The following is a 15,064-nucleotide window of genomic DNA, read 5'->3' on the forward strand; positions in this document are numbered from 1 at the left end:
CGGCCCACAGGAAGCCGGCCGCCCGCCATGACCAGTCCCAGTGTCCGTCCCGTCCCGCTACCGCACACAGCGGCGGACGCAGCACGGCTGACAGGTGCCGTTGTGATCACGCTTCCGACCCTAGGAGGGAAGCAGCCCAAACGCCTGGGCCACTTGCACCCACTTCCAGTGGGCCACTTAGAGCTGCAGGCGTCGGCTCGCACGGCGGGCGTCTGACCCGAAGCTCCGTGTGAGCGGCACGCGCGCCTTCAGCGGGTCGTCCCGTTCCCCGGGACCGCGTATGCCGGGCCCCGCCTCGATGGCGTTGCGCTGGAATGCAGGCACTTCGTGGCCTTCCGCATCGCGTTTGCCGCGGGAGGTCCGCCGGGTGAAGGTGACGGAGACAGCGGTGACGTTCCATCGGAATCCCCACTTCGCGACGGTGGCGATGCGGTCGGCGACCTTGGGATGGTCGGCGATCTCGGACGGCAGCCGCGTGGTCGGCGTGGGGCAGGCTGCCGTTACCTGCTGGACCGTGAGGAGTCCGGCCTCCCGCAGGTCCGCGCCATCCAGCCAGGTGTCGGTGAAGACGGCGTCGTACAGGATGGCGCCGGTCAGATCCGCGTCGAGGCAGGCGCGGGTGAGGTCTGCCTCAATGAGACGTGCTTCGCTGAGGTTCGCACGGTGGAACTGGGCGTCGGTCAGGTTCGCGGCGTCGAGCTGGGCTCCGGTGAGTTCCGTGCGATCCATTTGGGCCCGGGCGAGGTCGGCCTCGTCGAGCCGCGCATGGCTGAGGTTCGCCTGGTTCAGCCAGGCGCCGGTGAGGTCGGCTCGGCGGAGTGTGGCGTACGAGAGGTCCGCACGGTCGAGTTGGCCGTAGGCGAGCTCCGCATCCTCCAGATGGGCGTGCGAGAGGTCGGCGCCTTGCAGCCAAGCAGCGGCCAATTTCGCTCCGTTCAAGCGGGCGCCGGTGAGATTCGTATCGACGAGTCGGGCGCCGGCGAGGTCCGCTCCGTCCAACGCGGCATGGGCGAGGTCGAGTTCGCTGAGATCGATCGTGTGGTCAGGGAGGCTGCTGCGGCGGGATGTCGGACGGGTCAGTGCCGTCAGGGCGGCTTGTATGTCGGCGTCGGGCGCCTCGCGCAGCCGCGCGTGGGCGAGCGAGCGGGGTGCCCTGGAGCTGAGAGCGGCGCGCAGTTCGGCGGCGCCTTGCGCTTCCTGGACGCTCTGCGCTGTGGAGTGCCGGGCGCGCGGGGCGCGGTCGCGGATGAAGGCGCCGAGGACGTGCGCGGCGTGGGTGGCATGCTCGGGGGAGTCCTGCACAAACCGTTCCAGCACGAGGACCCCGCCAAGGCGCACATGCAGATCCGGCGACCCGAGCCGTTCGAGGGCCTTGGTGAAGCGGTCGGTGTCCTGGCCGCGGCGGGAGAGACGGTAGGTGAATCCGGTGAGGACCAGCGCCGTGCCCGCGCCGAGGAAGGCGGCACTCTGGACCGCGGCCAGCCGGAACTGCCCGAGGGCCGTAGCACGGGCCGCACTGTCCATCCGTGTCCAGTCCGGCCCCCAGGCCCACTGCACCACCCACCGGCCCACGGGAGTGAACACCAGCGCCAGCGCCCCGACCACCACCAACGCGCCGGCGGCCGCAGCCCATGCCGTACCCCGCGGCCACTGTCGTAAGGCTCGCATCCCCCCACCCTGGCGGTGACCGCCGACGACCGTGGGCCAAACCGTGTGGTTCAGAGCTTTTCCAGAGCTACCGGGCGCCGGTGCGCCCTCTACGACGAGCGTTGCGTTGACGGCCTCCTTGTCCGCGATTACGAGTGGACGGTCAACGGCCGCACGTACCGTCGGAGCGCCGACGCCCTCAAGGAGTTGGAGGGGGAGCGCACGACTGTCTTCGTGGAACCGGCTCGACCGGACACCATAGTCCCCGAGGTCATGTCCGCGTACCGGGGCATGTACGGCGTGGCCCTGTTCGTCTTGCGCACGCTCGTCTTCCCCGGCCGGTCCCTCAAGGAACTCCAGGGCAAGGTCGCCGACCAGGTACGCAAGCGCGTCGACCGTGCCCTCGCCAAGGCAAGGGAATCAGTGATGACCACATCCTCCTGAATTCGGTGCGTCGATCTGCGTCAGACGGGCTGCCGCATCCGCACATCGAAGGGCTGCTCACTGCCTCCGAGAGACTGAAAGTCCCAGGCCCGTGTAGCGCTGGCGCTGGCCGTTCGGTGGGCCAGGGATGGCGACGTACGACACGGCCCGTCAGCATCACCACCCGCCCGAACGCGCTGCCTACGCGGACACATGGCGGCGACCGATGTACTTGCGGCAGGGCGAGGCGGCCTTGGGCGGCCGGACCATGCCTTTCGGCACCGAGATCCCGGAGAAGCCGGCAACTGGGGCAGCCTGAGACGACGACGTCTTGACTTCCGAGGCCCTGGTCACCACGACCAAGCCCGTCGCCATACTCGCGCCGGCCGAGGCATCAGCTCGGTCAGATAACGGTGCTGCGCGCCCGCGTCGACGCGGGCCGGGCGTGCCGGCGGGCCAGATGACCATGGCCACGTGCCGGCAGAGCTGCGGCATCGGCACGGCGCCGATTACCGATGAGGCTCTTGCCTTCGGCAGGATGGGGTCCATGAGTGAGATCCGCACCCCCCGCCTCCTCCTTCGCCGTTGGCATGACGACGACCTCGCGCCTATGGCGGATATCAATGCGGACCCGCAGGTCATGCGCTGGATCGACGATGGCGCGGTGCGCGACCTGGACCACACGGCCGAGGATATTGAGCGGTGGGAGGAGGAATGGGACGAGGAGGGTTTCGGCCTTTTCGCCGTCGAGCTGCTGGCCTCTGGTGAACTGGCAGGCTTCACGGGGCTGTCCGTGCCCGAGTTCCTGCCGGAGGTGCTGCCTGCCGTGGCGATCAGCTGGCGGCTCGGCTCACAGTTCTGGGGCCAGGGCTACGCATCCGAAGCAGCCCAGGCCACGCTGGAGTTTGCGCTCCAGGACCGCGGCCTTGACCGCGTCATCAGCATCAACCGGGTCGGTGACGACGCCTCCGAGAACATCAGCCGCAAGCTCGGCTTGGTGGCGGAGAGTGTGATGGCACATCCGGTGTACGGCTACCCGCTGCACGTTCACACCATCGATCTCACCGAGTTCGAGGCGTGAACCGGCTGAGCCGTCGGATGAGCAGGAGGCAATCGCCACGGAACGAGGCACTCTGGCGTAGGTTCTCGCCTTCCCGCCGTGACCTGCACCTTTACGGGACTTTGGCCAGAGCCCGAGAGCTGCGTCACCTCCGGGCGAAATTCGATTCGGCCCAGCCGGATCAATGCCGTACAGTTCACCGTACCGACGCGGGGTGGAGCAGCTCGGTAGCTCGCTGGGCTCATAACCCAGAGGTCGCAGGTTCAAATCCTGTCCCCGCTACTCACATGTGAAGGCCCGGCATCCACCGGGCCTTCACTGCGTCTGTGCCCGCTCGAATCCGATCCTCAGGCTACTGGGGTTCCAGAGGGTTGGAACACGTCAATCTCCGGGCACCCTCGCTCGAAGGCACTCACGGCCACCCGTGGGCTCCGAGGTGCTTGTGGGTGATCATCCGCGGCGGGGTCTTACCGCCCGGTCACGCCAAGGGCCCCGGGGGGAAAGGCGTCCCCGGGGTCCGGCGTATGGAGTCACGCTGTTCAGCGACGCCGTGCCGACGGCGTCACGCGTCCCCATCCGCGGGTTTCGTGTCCTGCGCAGCCGGGAGCGCGATGGGCTCAGGTCACGGTCTTCCAGGCCTCCAGGCAGACGATGTAGGTGTCGAAGTTCCGGCAGGGCCGGAAACTGGTCACGGTCGTACCGGACGGCGCCGTCCCGGACCCGCAGCCCGACGCAGACCCATTGGTGTCCTTCACATAGCCGGACTTGCCATCACTGCGCCGGTATTCCGTCCAGAGACCGACCCCATCCGCGTACGTGTCGCACGAGGTCACGGTCCGGTGGTTGCTGGACACCTTCGAGTAGCCGCACTGCTGCGTCCCGAGAGTGCCGCAACCGGGGCTCCACGAGTACGTCATCTCGTGGGCCTGCGCCGCCGGAGCACCCAATATCGTGAAGGCGGCAGCCGCAGCGATCACCGAAAATGTAGCCCGCTTTCTCACATGCCCTCCATAAGCCCTTTATCTGCTTGTTCCTGTGTGGCAGCAGGGTAGGAAGGAGGTGGGCGGCAGCCCACCTACAAGGTTGCAGGTTGCCTTTCCGTGCAGCAGCGATAGGGAGGGCCTGGCAAGGTGTCGGTGTGAGTGTCGATGGTCAGCCGCACACTCAGGTGACCTTCACGGATCCTTCGTTCCCCATCCTGCGGAGAAGGACCAGCCTCTCCACGGATGGTCGGCCCGGGCTGTGGACAACAGCGGCGTCATCGTCTGGGTGGAGGCCTTCGTGAGGGTGGTGCTGCGCCCGGCGTACTGCAGACTGCCCATCTGTGTCGTATCTGCCGAGCAGCAAGGTACGGGGCGGGGCCAGGGACCCGGTGATCGCGCCGATGATCGCCTCGGTCGTCTGGCGCGGCTTGTACGCCTTCCATGCCAACCGAGCCCAGGTCAGCCACTCTGTGACTTTCTCAGGATCGATGGTCGGCGGACACAGCGTCCAGGGTGTCGTGAGTCGGCGGGTGGTGAACATTGACTCGAGGGCGGCGCGGCGACGGTGGTACGGCCTGCTCGTGGTGTCTGTGCCGGAAAGGCGCGGCAGATTGAACGCGACGTAATGCGCAGGCCAGGTGTCGGTGGCCCGGTCCGCACCAGCTCCGCGTCGGTGCAGCCGGTCCTGGAGCCGCTCGAACGCCGGCCGCCCTTGTACCCAGACGATCAGCTCGCCGTCCAGTGCCGTCGCGTCCGGCAGCGGCACGCGCCCGGATTCGATCTCCGGGAACGAAGCCGCCAGGCTCGTGCCCCGCCGCGAGTGCAGCACGACCAGGCCCACGTCGACGGAGACCAGGGTGTGTCCAGGCACCGCAGCCGGACACCGGGCTGCCCGGATCCCGTGTCGTACGGTCTGATGTCGCGCCCGCCCACCGTCCGCAACGGACCTCACCGAACCCGGAGGTGCCGCTGGTACGGCCGAGGGATCTGATCCAATACCGGGAATCAGGCTGCGACGAGCTCCTGCTCGCGGTCCGGCGTCTTGACCTTGGGCTTCTTGTTCGGCAGCGAGAGCCGGAAGACCTTGTGCCACGCGGAGAACACCTGCTTGGGCAGCGACCCGGTGACGTACTCCAGCTCGTACTTCTCGAACAGCGCGCGCACCTTCACAGCGACCTCGGCGTACCGGTTGCTCGGCAGGTCCGGGAACAGGTGGTGCTCGATCTGGTGCGACAGGTTGCCGGTCATGAAGTGCATGGCCTTGCTGCCGCTGATGTTCGCCGAGCCCATCATCTGGCGCAGGTACCACTGGCCGCGCGTCTCGCCCTTGATCGACCGGCGCTCGAAGACCTGTACGCCCTCGGGGAAGTGCCCGCACATGATCACCGAGTGGGACCAGAGGTTGCGGACCAGGTTCGCGGTGAACGTGGCGGCGAGCGTGGTGAGGAACGACGGGCCCGACAGCAGCGGGTGGATCACGTAGTCCTTGAGCACCTGCTTGCGGATCTTGCGGCCCACGGCCTTGGCCCGCGCGCGGAACTCCGGGTTCTTGCGGCGGCGCTTGTGCAGGTTCTTGCCGAGCTCCAGGTCGTACGCTGCGATGCCGTACTCGAAGAAGCAGGCGTTGATGAAGTTCCACAGCGGCTGGCCGAGGTGGAACGGGTGCCACTTCTGGTCCTCGTCGACGCGCATGATGCCGTAGCCGAGGTCGTTGTCCTTGCCGATCACGTTGGTGTACGTGTGGTGCAGCTCGTTGTGCGAGTGCTTCCACTGGTCGGACGGCGAGACGTGATCCCACTCCCAGGTGGTGGAGTGGATTTTCGGGTCTCGCATCCAGTCCCACTGGCCGTGCAGGACGTTGTGACCGATCTCCATGTTGTCCATGATCTTCGCCACGGACAGACCGGCGGTGCCGATCAGCCACGCGGGCGGGAAGAACGAGAACAGCAGCACGCCCCTGCTGACCAGCTCGAGCTTGCGCTGCGCCGAGATGACCTTGCGGATGTAGGCGGCGTCTTTCTCACCGCGGCTGGCGATCACCTCGTCGCGGATCGCGTCCAGCTCGCGGCCGAGCTCCTCGATCTGCTCCGCGGTCAGGTGGGCGGTGGGGTCGATGGCGGTCAAGGTGCTCCTACCGTTCGATGTCGCAGGGGCCCGCCGCGGCGGACACACAGGTCTGGATGAGGACGCCCGGTTCGGCCTCGGTGATATCGCCGGTGCGCAGGTCGCGGACGGCGCCCGCCTTGAGCGGCGTGATGCAGCCGAAGCAGATGCCCATGCGGCACCCGGAGGGCATGAGCACGCCGGCCTCTTCGCCGACGTCCAGCAACGGCGTTGCGCCGTCCGCGTCGACGGTCTTTCCGGTGGCGCTGAACGTGACCTCGCCGCCGTCGCCGGCGACGACGATGCTGGGGCGGAAGCGTTCGGTGTGCAGGCGCTCTTGGACGCCGTGCTCGGTCCAGTGCTCTTCGGCGGCGTCGAGCAGGCCCGCGGGCCCGCAGGCCCAGGTCTCGCGCTCGGCCCAGTCGGGCACGAGTTCGTCGAGACGGGCGATGTCGAGCATGCCGTCTGTGTCGGTGTGCACCTCGGTGAGCCGCAGCTTCTTGTCCGCGACCAGGTCGTGCAGTTCGTTGCGGAAGATCACGTCGTGCGGCTGAGGCGCGCAGTGGACCATGACGACGTCGTCGAACTCGGTGTCGCGCAGCATGCCCATCACGGGCGTGATGCCGCTGCCGGCCGTCAGGTAGAGCACCTTGGCGGGCTTGGCCTGCGGCAGCACGAAGTCACCGGTCGCCTGGTCGAGCTGGATCAGCGTGCCCGGTTTCGCCTTGCGGACCAGATGGTTGCTGACCTTGCCGTCGGGGATCGCCTTCACGGTGATCGTGACGCGGCCGTCCTGGCGGTTTGTCGGCGAGGTGAGCGAGTAGGCACGCCAAAGGCGCACCCCGTCGACGTCGACTCCGATCCGCACGTACTGACCCGCTGTGTGGCCACGCCAGCCTCGTCCCGGTCTGATCACGATGGTCGCGGCGTCCCCCGTCTCGGGGTGCACTGCCTCGATGCGCCCCCGCAGGTCAGCACCCGCACGCAGCGGGCTGACCAGGTCGAGGTAGTCAGACGGCAGCAGCGGCGTCGTGACCATCTCCAGTAGTTTCCACGCCCTGCTGCGGAGGGCTGTACTCGTCATGGCTCCAGCTTGCTGCGCCTCAGGGCGTAAAGTCCTGACCGCAGGACGTAAATCTGGCCTGCTGAATTGTTCGCAGGGAATAAAACATGAGCCATGTAATCCGGAGGGCCAGTGAACTGGCCCTGGATGAGACGACGGTCACAGTACTTCGGGCTGCGCTGAAGGCCACCGCCGACGAGGTCGTCCAGGCGATCATCGACGAGGTCCCTCCCTATGCCAACGCCCTCTCGGGCCACATGGGCGCCACCATCCGCCGAGCCGTCCGCACCGCCCTGGGGCACTACCTGGACCTCGCGAGCGGGAACGCCACGAGCAGCGACGGCGGTGACGCGGCCTACGAGCTGGGCCGCGGCGAGGTCCGCGACGGCCGTTCGATGGACGCCCTGCTCAGCGCCTACCGCGTCGGTGCCCGCGTGGCCTGGCGATGTCTGGCAGCAGGGGCCGTACCCGCAGGTCTGCCCGCCGCCGAGGTCGCCAAGTTCGCCGAGCTGACCTTCGCCTACATCGACGAGCTCTCCGCCGCGAGCGCCGCGGGCCACGCCGACGAACTGGCCGCCCGGGGCAGGGATCACGAGCGCCACCTGGAGCACCTGGCTCGCGACCTCCTCGCCAGTGCGAGCCCGGACGTGCTGCTGGTCTCTGCTCAAAGGGCCGGCTGGCAGCCTCCGGGCTCGCTGACCGCGGTCCTGCTGCCCGCCGCCCAGGCCCGGCCTGCCTACCGCACGCTCGACCCGAGCACCCTCGTCCTCGACGATCTTCCGGACGCCACCGGTGTGCTGCTCGTCCCCGATGCCGACCGATCACATCTCTTGCGGCAGATGACCGACCGCACCGCCGTGGTCGGCCCGGCCCGGCCATGGACTCGTGCGTCCGCCTCGTACGCACGAGCCGTACGCGCGCGCTCACTCTCCGCTGATATTCGCGACACCGAGGACCACCTGCCCGAGCTGGTACTGAGCGCCGACGTGGACGCGTTCGCAGACCTGCGTGCCCGAGCCCTCGCACCGTTGCGGACCTTGCCTGTCGCGACCGCACGGCGGCTGGAGGAGACGCTGCGGGAGTGGCTGCTGCACCAGGGCAGGCGGGACGAGGTGGCGGCGGCGTTGTTCGTCCATCCCCAGACAGTCCGGTACCGGATGTCGCAGATGCGGGAGCTGTTTCCGGATCTCGCATCGCCACACCGGGTCCTTGAACTGACGCTGGCGCTCGGTCTTCGGGTCGGCTGATCTCAGTCGAACGACTTGGGCCCTCGCCTCACCCGACAACCGTCTGCCCTCGTCGGCGGTGCCCAATGGTCCCGTCCGAGGACGCGACCTTTGTCAGTGCCTCCTGGCAGGGTTCTGATCATGTTCGACGGACCTCATGACATCGACTGGGCGTCGATGGAGCGTGCGTACGGCTCGGCCGAGGAGATGCCGGCGCTGCTGGCGGCGTATGGGCTCACCGGACGCCGCGGAGCGCGACACGGCCTTCGACCGTTTCTACGGTGCGGTCCACCACCTGGGCAGTGTGTATCCGTCCACGGCAGCCAGCCTGCCCTTCCTGTTCGAGTTGGCCGCCGACCGTGCGACGCTTGACCGTGCCGCGGTCGTCACGCTGCCGGTCAGCATCGGCCGGGAGTCACTCGAGCGGGGCTTTGAGGAGGATGGCATCGAGATCGACTACTGTCCGCCGACGGGCCGCGCGCAGGCGATCGGCTTCCTGCGCGTTCTCCGAACACCCCAACGATGACTGTCCGTTGGTTCTGATCACCGGGCGACACTGACGCACCGCAACTCCAGCAGCATGACCCGCGCGGCAACTTCGCGCTCGATCCCGTCGACTTGCTCGACCTGCCCATTGAGGACGCCGTCCGGGTACGGCGTCCGGGACGGGTGCGCACGTCACCTTGAAGAGTGGACACGGCCGAGCTTGGCCTATCGCCGGGGTCAGAGAACGAATGGCCCCAGGCAGGCGTTCCGCTCTTCCACATCCCCGAGAGTGGATGAAACGTCTGACCCGTTTCAGCGGGCTCGTGGAGTGCAGTAGCCGTTCGGATCCTGCCATCTCAGAGGGCATTCCACTCAGGACTGCGCACTGCTGCGGCCATGGTCTGTGGCGTACGCAGCGAACACTTCCGCCGGTGCTCCTCCCGTGTGGAGGAAACGCTGGTCGAGGGTGGCGGCGAGGTCTTTGAGCGCGCCGGCGAGCAGGTCACCGGCCAGGCGCACCTCCGGACGTCGCGCTGTCTGTCCGTGCTCGGCGAGGCCGGCGGCGTAACCGACCGTGGCCGCCAGTGACGACTGGTCCTCCCCGTCGTGGAAGTAGTAGGCCTCGGCATACTGCGTGAAGTCGATGCGGACGCGTACGACTTCTGTGACCAGACTGTCCAGTAGCAGGGCCCCTGCCGTGGAGTCGAGCTGTTCGGGCCTCGGGTCCGCGTCGCGCAGCAGCGCCAGCCGGATGGCGAGGACCCTCCTGCGGGTCAGCGCCGGGTAGATCTCCAGCACCCAAGAGACCGTGGCCGTCAGCAGGGCGAAGCCGACGAGGGCTTCGAGCGGTGAGATCAGGCGGAGCCAGCCCTCACCGGGTGCGATGTCTCCCAGGCCCAGGGTGGCCACCGTGACGAGAGACAGGTACACGGAGTCGAGCAGCGCCGACTCCTGTGCCGCCTTCGAACCCGGTGAGAAGGTGAACGCCCCGGGCATGTGGGGCCAGTAGACGATGGCCCAGCCGATGATGACGGTTCCCGCCCACATGCCCACCACCGTCACCATGGCGAGCGGGCCGACGAGCCCGACCACTCGCCTGCGCGTACGAAGGCGTCGGGCCAGTTGCCACATGGCCGTCATGACGAGGCGGCTCAGACCGCCGTGGCGGGTGGGGTGCCAGAGCGTGTGGAACAAGTCCCGCAGGCTGACCATGACGAGCCCGGCACCGACCAGTGAGACCAACCACTTCACGCACGCCTCCCACATTGCTGTCACGTTGGCGCGGTCCCCGGTTTCGGAGCCCAGGCCCAAACCTGACGGATCACGCGGCAGACGTGGTGCCCGGCACGCCCATCCGCGGGGATCAATCAACTTGCAGGCAGCCCCACCGTGCCGGTCAACCCGGGCGGGATGGTGACGGTCGGTCCGCAAGCGGCACGCAGATCGTTGCCTCCTCGGAGTCGGGTAAGCCGATGTGCAGATGTTCGCTCCATCGCCGGATGCCGACGCCATACTGACCGCGACGGCGCGGCAGAAATTCGTGTTCGCAGAGCACCGGCAGAGGCGTCAGGTTCAGTGACAGGGCGTCCTCGCGCCCCGCCGGTCGTGCTGCTCTGGCCGGCGGCGATGTCGCCCTCCGGGACCTCCTGGACATACAGCCGTGTCTCGGCTCCTCTGGTTCCGGTGAGGACCAGGCCATGGGTGAGCCGACTCTGTGTAGAGCCTTGGCCGGGTGTGGTGCGGTGCGGGTAGTAGTCGACGGCCCTGCACCAGACGTCGTCCTGGTCGTACCGGAGACGACCCGAACACAGCCCAAAGCTCGCCGGGGGAGCGGAGGTAGCCGGGCATGGAGGCCTCGGCCTGCTTGGGCGCCCTGTGGTGGTTTACCGCGTCTCCCTCGGCCGTCGGAATCTGGTCCAGCCGTCGGATCGACCGGTTCAGGGCAGTGAACACCTCTGCAGTGCAGCCAAATGCAAATCCTCCGTGTGCACCAGGTGGCTCTGCTCGACGCCGAGCATGCCCCGCTCGTCATCCCGGTGGGGGAACGAGCGGGTGAGCGCGGCTGGGCGCACGGCCAGCGCATGCCGGGATCCGGGAGGGAATGCGCATCCGGAAGATCCCCCACGTTCCCTCTCCGCCGGAAGTCGTAGGAGCCCTGGCCCACGCGGCAAAGTTTCAGACCCGCTGCGGGACGATGGCGACCGGACACTCGGAGTGGTGCAACAAGGAGTGGGCAGCCCTACCGAGTTGCAGACCGAAGTGACCGTGCCGGCGCAGTGCGCCGACGACGATCAGATCGGCATCGGCCGAGGCGTCCAGCAGAACACGGTGAGCGGGGCCTTCGATCAGTCGGCGGTGTACCTCGACTTCCGGGTGCTCCCGTCCGGTCTCGCGGAGGGCGTCGGTGAGCCGGCTGGAAGCCTGCTCCTCATACGCCCCTGAGGCGTCATCGGCGATCAGCAGGTGGTCCACTGGCTCGTGAGCCGGGCTCCGCCAGGCCCGAACGGCCGTCAGGTCGCAGCCGCGTGCACTGGCCTCGCGGGCGGCGAACCGAACGGCGCCCTCGCCGTCGGTCGAGTCGCCGACGCCCACCACGACCCGGCCGAAGGAACCTCGAAGGTTCCCCTCCGAGCCGCGGACCACGATGACCGGGCACACCGCGCGGGCAGCCACCGCGAGGCTGACCGACCCCAGTAGCCGTCCGGCGATCTCGCCGCGCCCGCGGAATCCCGTGACCAGGGCGAACGCCTCGTGCCCTGCCCTCAGCAGCACCGACACGGCATCGTCGGGCAGTATCTCGCCCGACGCCTTGACCTCGGGGTTGCGAAGCCGGGCACGTTCCGTGCAGGAGGCGATGATGTGCTGCACCATGACCTCCTCAGCAGGACGATCGGTGCCGAGGGACGGCCGGCTGCCCTCATAACGCTCCCAGAGGGAGGCATAGAGCAGGCGGAGCGGCAGCCTGTGACGTGCAGCTTCGTCCACCGCCCAGTCGACTGCCACCAGACTGGAGTCCGATCCGTCGACGCCCACGACCAGTGGGAGTTCCATCGTCGCCACCGCCTTGTCCATCCGGCTTGCTGAAGGGCCCCCTGTGACTACCGTCGCACCGGCCGCGGACCTCCGCGACATACGGACGGCTCACGGTACGGATTGCCTTCGGCCGAATTCCGGTACGCCGGCCATGAGGACATCGAGGAGGAGGACGGTGCGCCGCGCCAAGGGCTCGAGGCTGTTCCCCCGCACTCGCTCGAACGCGCGCGCCCGGGAAATAGTGGAAGTGCCAGGGCTGTGCGTTGTGCACTGAAGGGGGGTTGCAGCCTCGTGGGCCTCGGCCGCCACCCGTTCATCGGACGGGGTGTGCTGGCTCACTTGTCGGCTTACCGGAGTCTCCTCTCGCGAGCTGGCGGCAAGCCGGGACGAGGTCACTGCCCCTGGCAGGTCACTGATCGGCGGGAGTGATGCGCCGGCCTGTGAGACTCGTGGGCCGGATCGACACCCACATCTCTCGTTGACGCCCCGCCCATGGCGCGGTGTGGGCGCTCTGGGTGAGCCTGCGCACGGCATCGGGCTCCGTCACCACACTCGCCGGGCCGACCGCGAGCACGCTCCAGCCCTGGCTCAGAGCCTCGTCGATGTGGTCGACCTCGAAGGCGACGTCCGTTCCGACGGCGGCGGGAACCGAGTCGGGCGCGGTCCGGAACATGATCGAGTCGTCGACGACCTCGTAGTTGACCGGGACGACCGCCGGACGTCCGTCGGACTCCGACACCGCGATACGCCCCACGCCGTGAGTGGAGAGGAGTGTGCGGCATTCTTCCGGGCCGATGTCGCGCAGCTCAGGGTGCAGCAGCGCGTGGCCTTGACCGGGAGGGAGATCGATCCCTTCTCCGCGCAGGGCGGAGACGGTGGTGCCGAGCGCGTCGGCCAGCCTGATGAGAGTGGCCAGGGTCGGGTTGGCGGGCTGTTCTTCCAGATACGCCAGATAGTCGGGCGACATCCGTGCGCGGCGGGCGGTTTCCCCACGGCTGAGCTTCTGCCTCCGACGTTCGGCGGCCACGCGTCGGCCGAAGTCGCCGGGGTCAGGTGTCCCAGTCGGCCGGGCGGCCGGGGCCGCCGCTTCCCCCGTGTACGGCCGGGAAGATTCGTGGGTCGTGCCGGGCTGTCCGTGCTCGGCATGGTGGATGTGCGCGTCGGGGCCGGGGAAGACGAGCGTCACTTCGTCCGTGTCCGACCACCGAACGTCGTAGGGAGGTGTTCCGTCCTCGTGGTGCAGTCCGACGATCTCGCCGTCGCGCCTGCTGGCGCCGGTCGTCGGGCTTTCGATGACGAGTTGGTCGCCGAGGTGAGCTCGCATGATCGCCGCCCTCTCCGCAGAATGGTGCTGTATCCAACGTGCCACGTACGACACACCGCCGCATGGGGCCGAAAGCCCCGTATCCGTGAGGCGGGCGGCCCGTATCCGGGAGGCAACATGCACCACCGAACGGTCGCGGAGCTCATGACCCGGGATGTCGTGCGGGCGCGGCGTGACATGCCGTTCAAAGAGATCGTCAGGCTGTTGACGGAGAACGATGTCACCGCCGTACCGGTGGTGGACGATCGGGACCATCCCGTCGGCGTGGTGTCCGAGGCCGACCTGCTGCGCAAGAGCGCCGGCCAGTCCGACCCGTCGGGCAGGGCCCCGGTCGCGCACCTGGAGGCTTGGGAACGGGCCAAGGCCGAGGGGGCCCGAGCCGAGGAACTGATGTCTGTGCCGGCGGTCTGCGCACGTCCGGACTGGAATGTGGTCGAGGCCGCCCGTCTGATGGAGACCCATCACGTCAAGCGGCTGCCCGTGGTGGACGAGGCGGACCGGCTCCTGGGCATCGTCAGCCGCGGCGACCTGCTGCGGATCTTCCTGCGCCGTGACGACGCCATCCGCGACGAGATAGCCGAGGACGTGCTGCGCCGGACGATGGGGCTTGCCCCCATGGAGGTGACGGTCGATGTGCACGAGGGCCAGGTCAGCCTTCGCGGCTCCGTCGAGTTCAGAAGCCTGATCCCCGTCATCGAGCGGTTGTGCCGGAGCGTCGACGGGGTGGTGTCGGTCGCCGAGCACATCGGGTACCGGACGGACGACTCCCGGCGTTCGCCGGCCGTTTGAGGGCAACCCACCTGGGCCGCTGAGCGGCACGTGGGACCTCAGTCGCGCGTGGGCCGACGGCGACGGAACCGTCGGCCCGTCACGGAAATGGGCGCCGGCCTGCCGAACCGGGTACGGACCAGGTGGCGGCCCTGGCCCGGCTCAGCCGGTGATCTCGACGCGCTGCGACTTCCCCCTCTCGGTCTTGGGAACGCGCACCGTGAGCACTCCGTTGGTCAGATCCGCGCTGACGTGCTCGGTGTCCGAGTTCGAGGGCAGGCTGGTGTGGAAGTCGAACTGCCCGATGTGGCGGGTGTGCCTGCGAACGACCCCGGCGCGTTCCCTTTCCTTGATCTCACCGTGGACGTCCAGTTCGCCTTCGACGACCTCCACGGTGATCTGGTCCTTGTCCACACCGGGAAGCTCCAGTTCCACGAGGTAGGCGTCCTCGGTGTCCTCGACGTCGGCCAGCGGCGCCCAGGCCTCGGCGGTGCCGAACTCGGGGAAGCCGGCGATGGGGAAGGTCGCATGCATGAGTCGGTCCATGCGGGTGCGGAGATCCTCGATCTCACGGAAGGGGTCCCACATGGGATGGGCGCCCCTGCTGCGTCGTACGGGATGAGTCATGGCTGATCCTCCTTGCCTTCCGGTTCCGGGGCTCACGTGGACCATCCAGTGACTTGAGGGGCGCTGGGCCGGGACGCGCCCACGTCTTCGATGTCGCGCTCGGCGACGCTGAGTAGCTGCTGGGAGAGATCGTTCATGGCCCTGCTCGCCGCCAGCTCGTCGCCTATCTCGGGCACGTTCATGTCCGCCGGATTGCAGTGCGCGGCCCCGTGGCCGGTGAGTGTCGTGATGCCGGTGTCCAGCACCACGCGTGCCTTCGTCGTCCCCTCGTCATCCTCGAAGAGGTGGAGACGAACCTTCCATTCCGCCGTATGCGGCATC

The 15,064-nt window shown here is 68.2% G+C and carries 15 protein-coding genes and 1 tRNA gene; 6 read left to right on the top strand and 10 right to left on the bottom strand.

Going from position 1 to position 15,064, the window contains the following annotated elements; genetic code table 11:
• Nucleotides 1–177: 177 nt before the first annotated feature.
• The gene (locus ACZ69Q_RS10665) at nucleotides 178–1,668 is read right to left on the bottom strand and encodes a pentapeptide repeat-containing protein (protein WP_471039540.1); all 1,491 of its coding nucleotides are present in this window, start codon (nucleotides 1,666–1,668) and stop codon (nucleotides 178–180) included.
• A gap of 15 nt (nucleotides 1,669–1,683) precedes the next feature.
• Here ACZ69Q_RS10665 and ACZ69Q_RS10670 point away from each other — a divergent pair, with 15 nt between their 5' ends.
• From ACZ69Q_RS10670 to ACZ69Q_RS10680, 3 genes are all read left to right on the top strand, one after another.
• A complete protein-coding gene (locus ACZ69Q_RS10670) occupies nucleotides 1,684–2,091 on the top strand; it encodes a hypothetical protein (protein WP_471039543.1) in 408 nt (135 codons plus the stop codon).
• A gap of 526 nt (nucleotides 2,092–2,617) precedes the next feature.
• Nucleotides 2,618–3,151 (top strand): GNAT family N-acetyltransferase, encoded by a 534-nt coding sequence (locus tag ACZ69Q_RS10675; RefSeq protein ID WP_471039545.1) that lies wholly within the window; start codon nucleotides 2,618–2,620, stop codon nucleotides 3,149–3,151.
• Nucleotides 3,152–3,338: 187 nt separating this feature from the next.
• Nucleotides 3,339–3,412: transfer RNA gene (locus tag ACZ69Q_RS10680), tRNA-Met, on the top strand.
• A gap of 335 nt (nucleotides 3,413–3,747) precedes the next feature.
• On the opposite strand, the gene ACZ69Q_RS10685 is transcribed toward ACZ69Q_RS10680, so the two are convergent.
• The 4 genes from ACZ69Q_RS10685 to ACZ69Q_RS10700 form a co-directional block, all read right to left on the bottom strand.
• Nucleotides 3,748–4,107, bottom strand: a complete 360-nt coding sequence (locus ACZ69Q_RS10685) for a hypothetical protein (protein WP_471039548.1) — start codon at nucleotides 4,105–4,107, stop codon at nucleotides 3,748–3,750.
• A 187-nt stretch (nucleotides 4,108–4,294) separates the two neighbouring features.
• Nucleotides 4,295–4,954, bottom strand: a complete 660-nt coding sequence (locus tag ACZ69Q_RS10690; RefSeq protein ID WP_471039551.1) for an ATP-dependent DNA ligase — start codon at nucleotides 4,952–4,954, stop codon at nucleotides 4,295–4,297.
• A gap of 164 nt (nucleotides 4,955–5,118) precedes the next feature.
• Nucleotides 5,119–6,237 (bottom strand): fatty acid desaturase family protein, encoded by a 1,119-nt coding sequence (locus ACZ69Q_RS10695; protein ID WP_471039554.1) that lies wholly within the window; start codon nucleotides 6,235–6,237, stop codon nucleotides 5,119–5,121.
• 7 nt (nucleotides 6,238–6,244) lie between these two features.
• Nucleotides 6,245–7,300 carry a ferredoxin reductase gene (locus ACZ69Q_RS10700; RefSeq protein ID WP_471039555.1) on the bottom strand — a complete coding sequence of 352 codons (1,056 nt, stop codon included), beginning with the start codon at nucleotides 7,298–7,300 and terminating at the stop codon, nucleotides 6,245–6,247.
• An 86-nt stretch (nucleotides 7,301–7,386) separates the two neighbouring features.
• On the opposite strand from ACZ69Q_RS10700, the gene ACZ69Q_RS10705 reads away from it, so the two are divergent.
• Together ACZ69Q_RS10705 and ACZ69Q_RS10710 are read left to right on the top strand one after the other, a co-directional pair.
• Nucleotides 7,387–8,526, top strand: a complete 1,140-nt coding sequence (locus ACZ69Q_RS10705) for a PucR family transcriptional regulator (RefSeq protein WP_471039558.1) — start codon at nucleotides 7,387–7,389, stop codon at nucleotides 8,524–8,526.
• Nucleotides 8,527–8,734: 208 nt separating this feature from the next.
• Nucleotides 8,735–9,031: a hypothetical protein gene (locus ACZ69Q_RS10710; protein ID WP_471039559.1), complete on the top strand. Its 297-nt coding sequence runs from the start codon at nucleotides 8,735–8,737 to the stop codon at nucleotides 9,029–9,031.
• Between the two features lie 332 nt (nucleotides 9,032–9,363).
• Here ACZ69Q_RS10710 and ACZ69Q_RS10715 read toward each other — a convergent pair whose 3' ends face one another.
• From ACZ69Q_RS10715 to ACZ69Q_RS10725, 3 genes are all read right to left on the bottom strand, one after another.
• Nucleotides 9,364–10,242 carry a potassium channel family protein gene (locus tag ACZ69Q_RS10715; protein ID WP_471039561.1) on the bottom strand — a complete coding sequence of 293 codons (879 nt, stop codon included), beginning with the start codon at nucleotides 10,240–10,242 and terminating at the stop codon, nucleotides 9,364–9,366.
• 924 nt (nucleotides 10,243–11,166) lie between these two features.
• Nucleotides 11,167–12,042 carry a universal stress protein gene (locus ACZ69Q_RS10720; protein ID WP_471039564.1) on the bottom strand — a complete coding sequence of 292 codons (876 nt, stop codon included), beginning with the start codon at nucleotides 12,040–12,042 and terminating at the stop codon, nucleotides 11,167–11,169.
• A gap of 391 nt (nucleotides 12,043–12,433) precedes the next feature.
• Nucleotides 12,434–13,348: a DUF1918 domain-containing protein gene (locus ACZ69Q_RS10725; protein ID WP_471039566.1), complete on the bottom strand. Its 915-nt coding sequence runs from the start codon at nucleotides 13,346–13,348 to the stop codon at nucleotides 12,434–12,436.
• Between the two features lie 117 nt (nucleotides 13,349–13,465).
• On the opposite strand from ACZ69Q_RS10725, the gene ACZ69Q_RS10730 reads away from it, so the two are divergent.
• On the top strand, nucleotides 13,466–14,137 hold the full coding sequence (locus tag ACZ69Q_RS10730; RefSeq protein ID WP_471039569.1) for a CBS domain-containing protein: 672 nt from the start codon (nucleotides 13,466–13,468) through the stop codon (nucleotides 14,135–14,137).
• Between the two features lie 141 nt (nucleotides 14,138–14,278).
• Here the strand turns inward: ACZ69Q_RS10730 and ACZ69Q_RS10735 are convergent, their stop codons facing one another.
• On the bottom strand, nucleotides 14,279–14,743 hold the full coding sequence (locus ACZ69Q_RS10735) for an Hsp20/alpha crystallin family protein (RefSeq protein ID WP_471039571.1): 465 nt from the start codon (nucleotides 14,741–14,743) through the stop codon (nucleotides 14,279–14,281).
• A gap of 32 nt (nucleotides 14,744–14,775) precedes the next feature.
• A complete protein-coding gene (locus ACZ69Q_RS10740) occupies nucleotides 14,776–15,063 on the bottom strand; it encodes a DUF1876 domain-containing protein (RefSeq protein ID WP_471039574.1) in 288 nt (95 codons plus the stop codon).
• Nucleotide 15,064: the final 1 nt, after the last annotated feature.

The sequence above is a fragment of the Streptomyces sp. NPDC036764 genome (assembly GCF_055609385.1).

What these genes read in the sequence shown, in the direction of transcription:
- ACZ69Q_RS10700 (WP_471039555.1), bottom strand. Translation starts at nt 7,300, where the DNA reads ATGACGAGTACAGCCCTCCGCAGCAGGGCGTGGAAACTACTGGAGATG.
- ACZ69Q_RS10730 (WP_471039569.1), top strand. Translation starts at nt 13,466, where the DNA reads ATGCACCACCGAACGGTCGCGGAGCTCATGACCCGGGATGTCGTGCGG.
- ACZ69Q_RS10735 (WP_471039571.1), bottom strand. Translation starts at nt 14,743, where the DNA reads ATGACTCATCCCGTACGACGCAGCAGGGGCGCCCATCCCATGTGGGAC.
- ACZ69Q_RS10725 (WP_471039566.1), bottom strand. Translation starts at nt 13,348, where the DNA reads ATGCGAGCTCACCTCGGCGACCAACTCGTCATCGAAAGCCCGACGACC.
- ACZ69Q_RS10710 (WP_471039559.1), top strand. Translation starts at nt 8,735, where the DNA reads ATGGGCTCACCGGACGCCGCGGAGCGCGACACGGCCTTCGACCGTTTC.
- ACZ69Q_RS10675 (WP_471039545.1), top strand. Translation starts at nt 2,618, where the DNA reads ATGAGTGAGATCCGCACCCCCCGCCTCCTCCTTCGCCGTTGGCATGAC.
- ACZ69Q_RS10705 (WP_471039558.1), top strand. Translation starts at nt 7,387, where the DNA reads ATGAGCCATGTAATCCGGAGGGCCAGTGAACTGGCCCTGGATGAGACG.
- ACZ69Q_RS10740 (WP_471039574.1), bottom strand. Translation starts at nt 15,063, where the DNA reads ATGCCGCATACGGCGGAATGGAAGGTTCGTCTCCACCTCTTCGAGGAT.
- ACZ69Q_RS10720 (WP_471039564.1), bottom strand. Translation starts at nt 12,042, where the DNA reads ATGGAACTCCCACTGGTCGTGGGCGTCGACGGATCGGACTCCAGTCTG.
- ACZ69Q_RS10665 (WP_471039540.1), bottom strand. Translation starts at nt 1,668, where the DNA reads ATGCGAGCCTTACGACAGTGGCCGCGGGGTACGGCATGGGCTGCGGCC.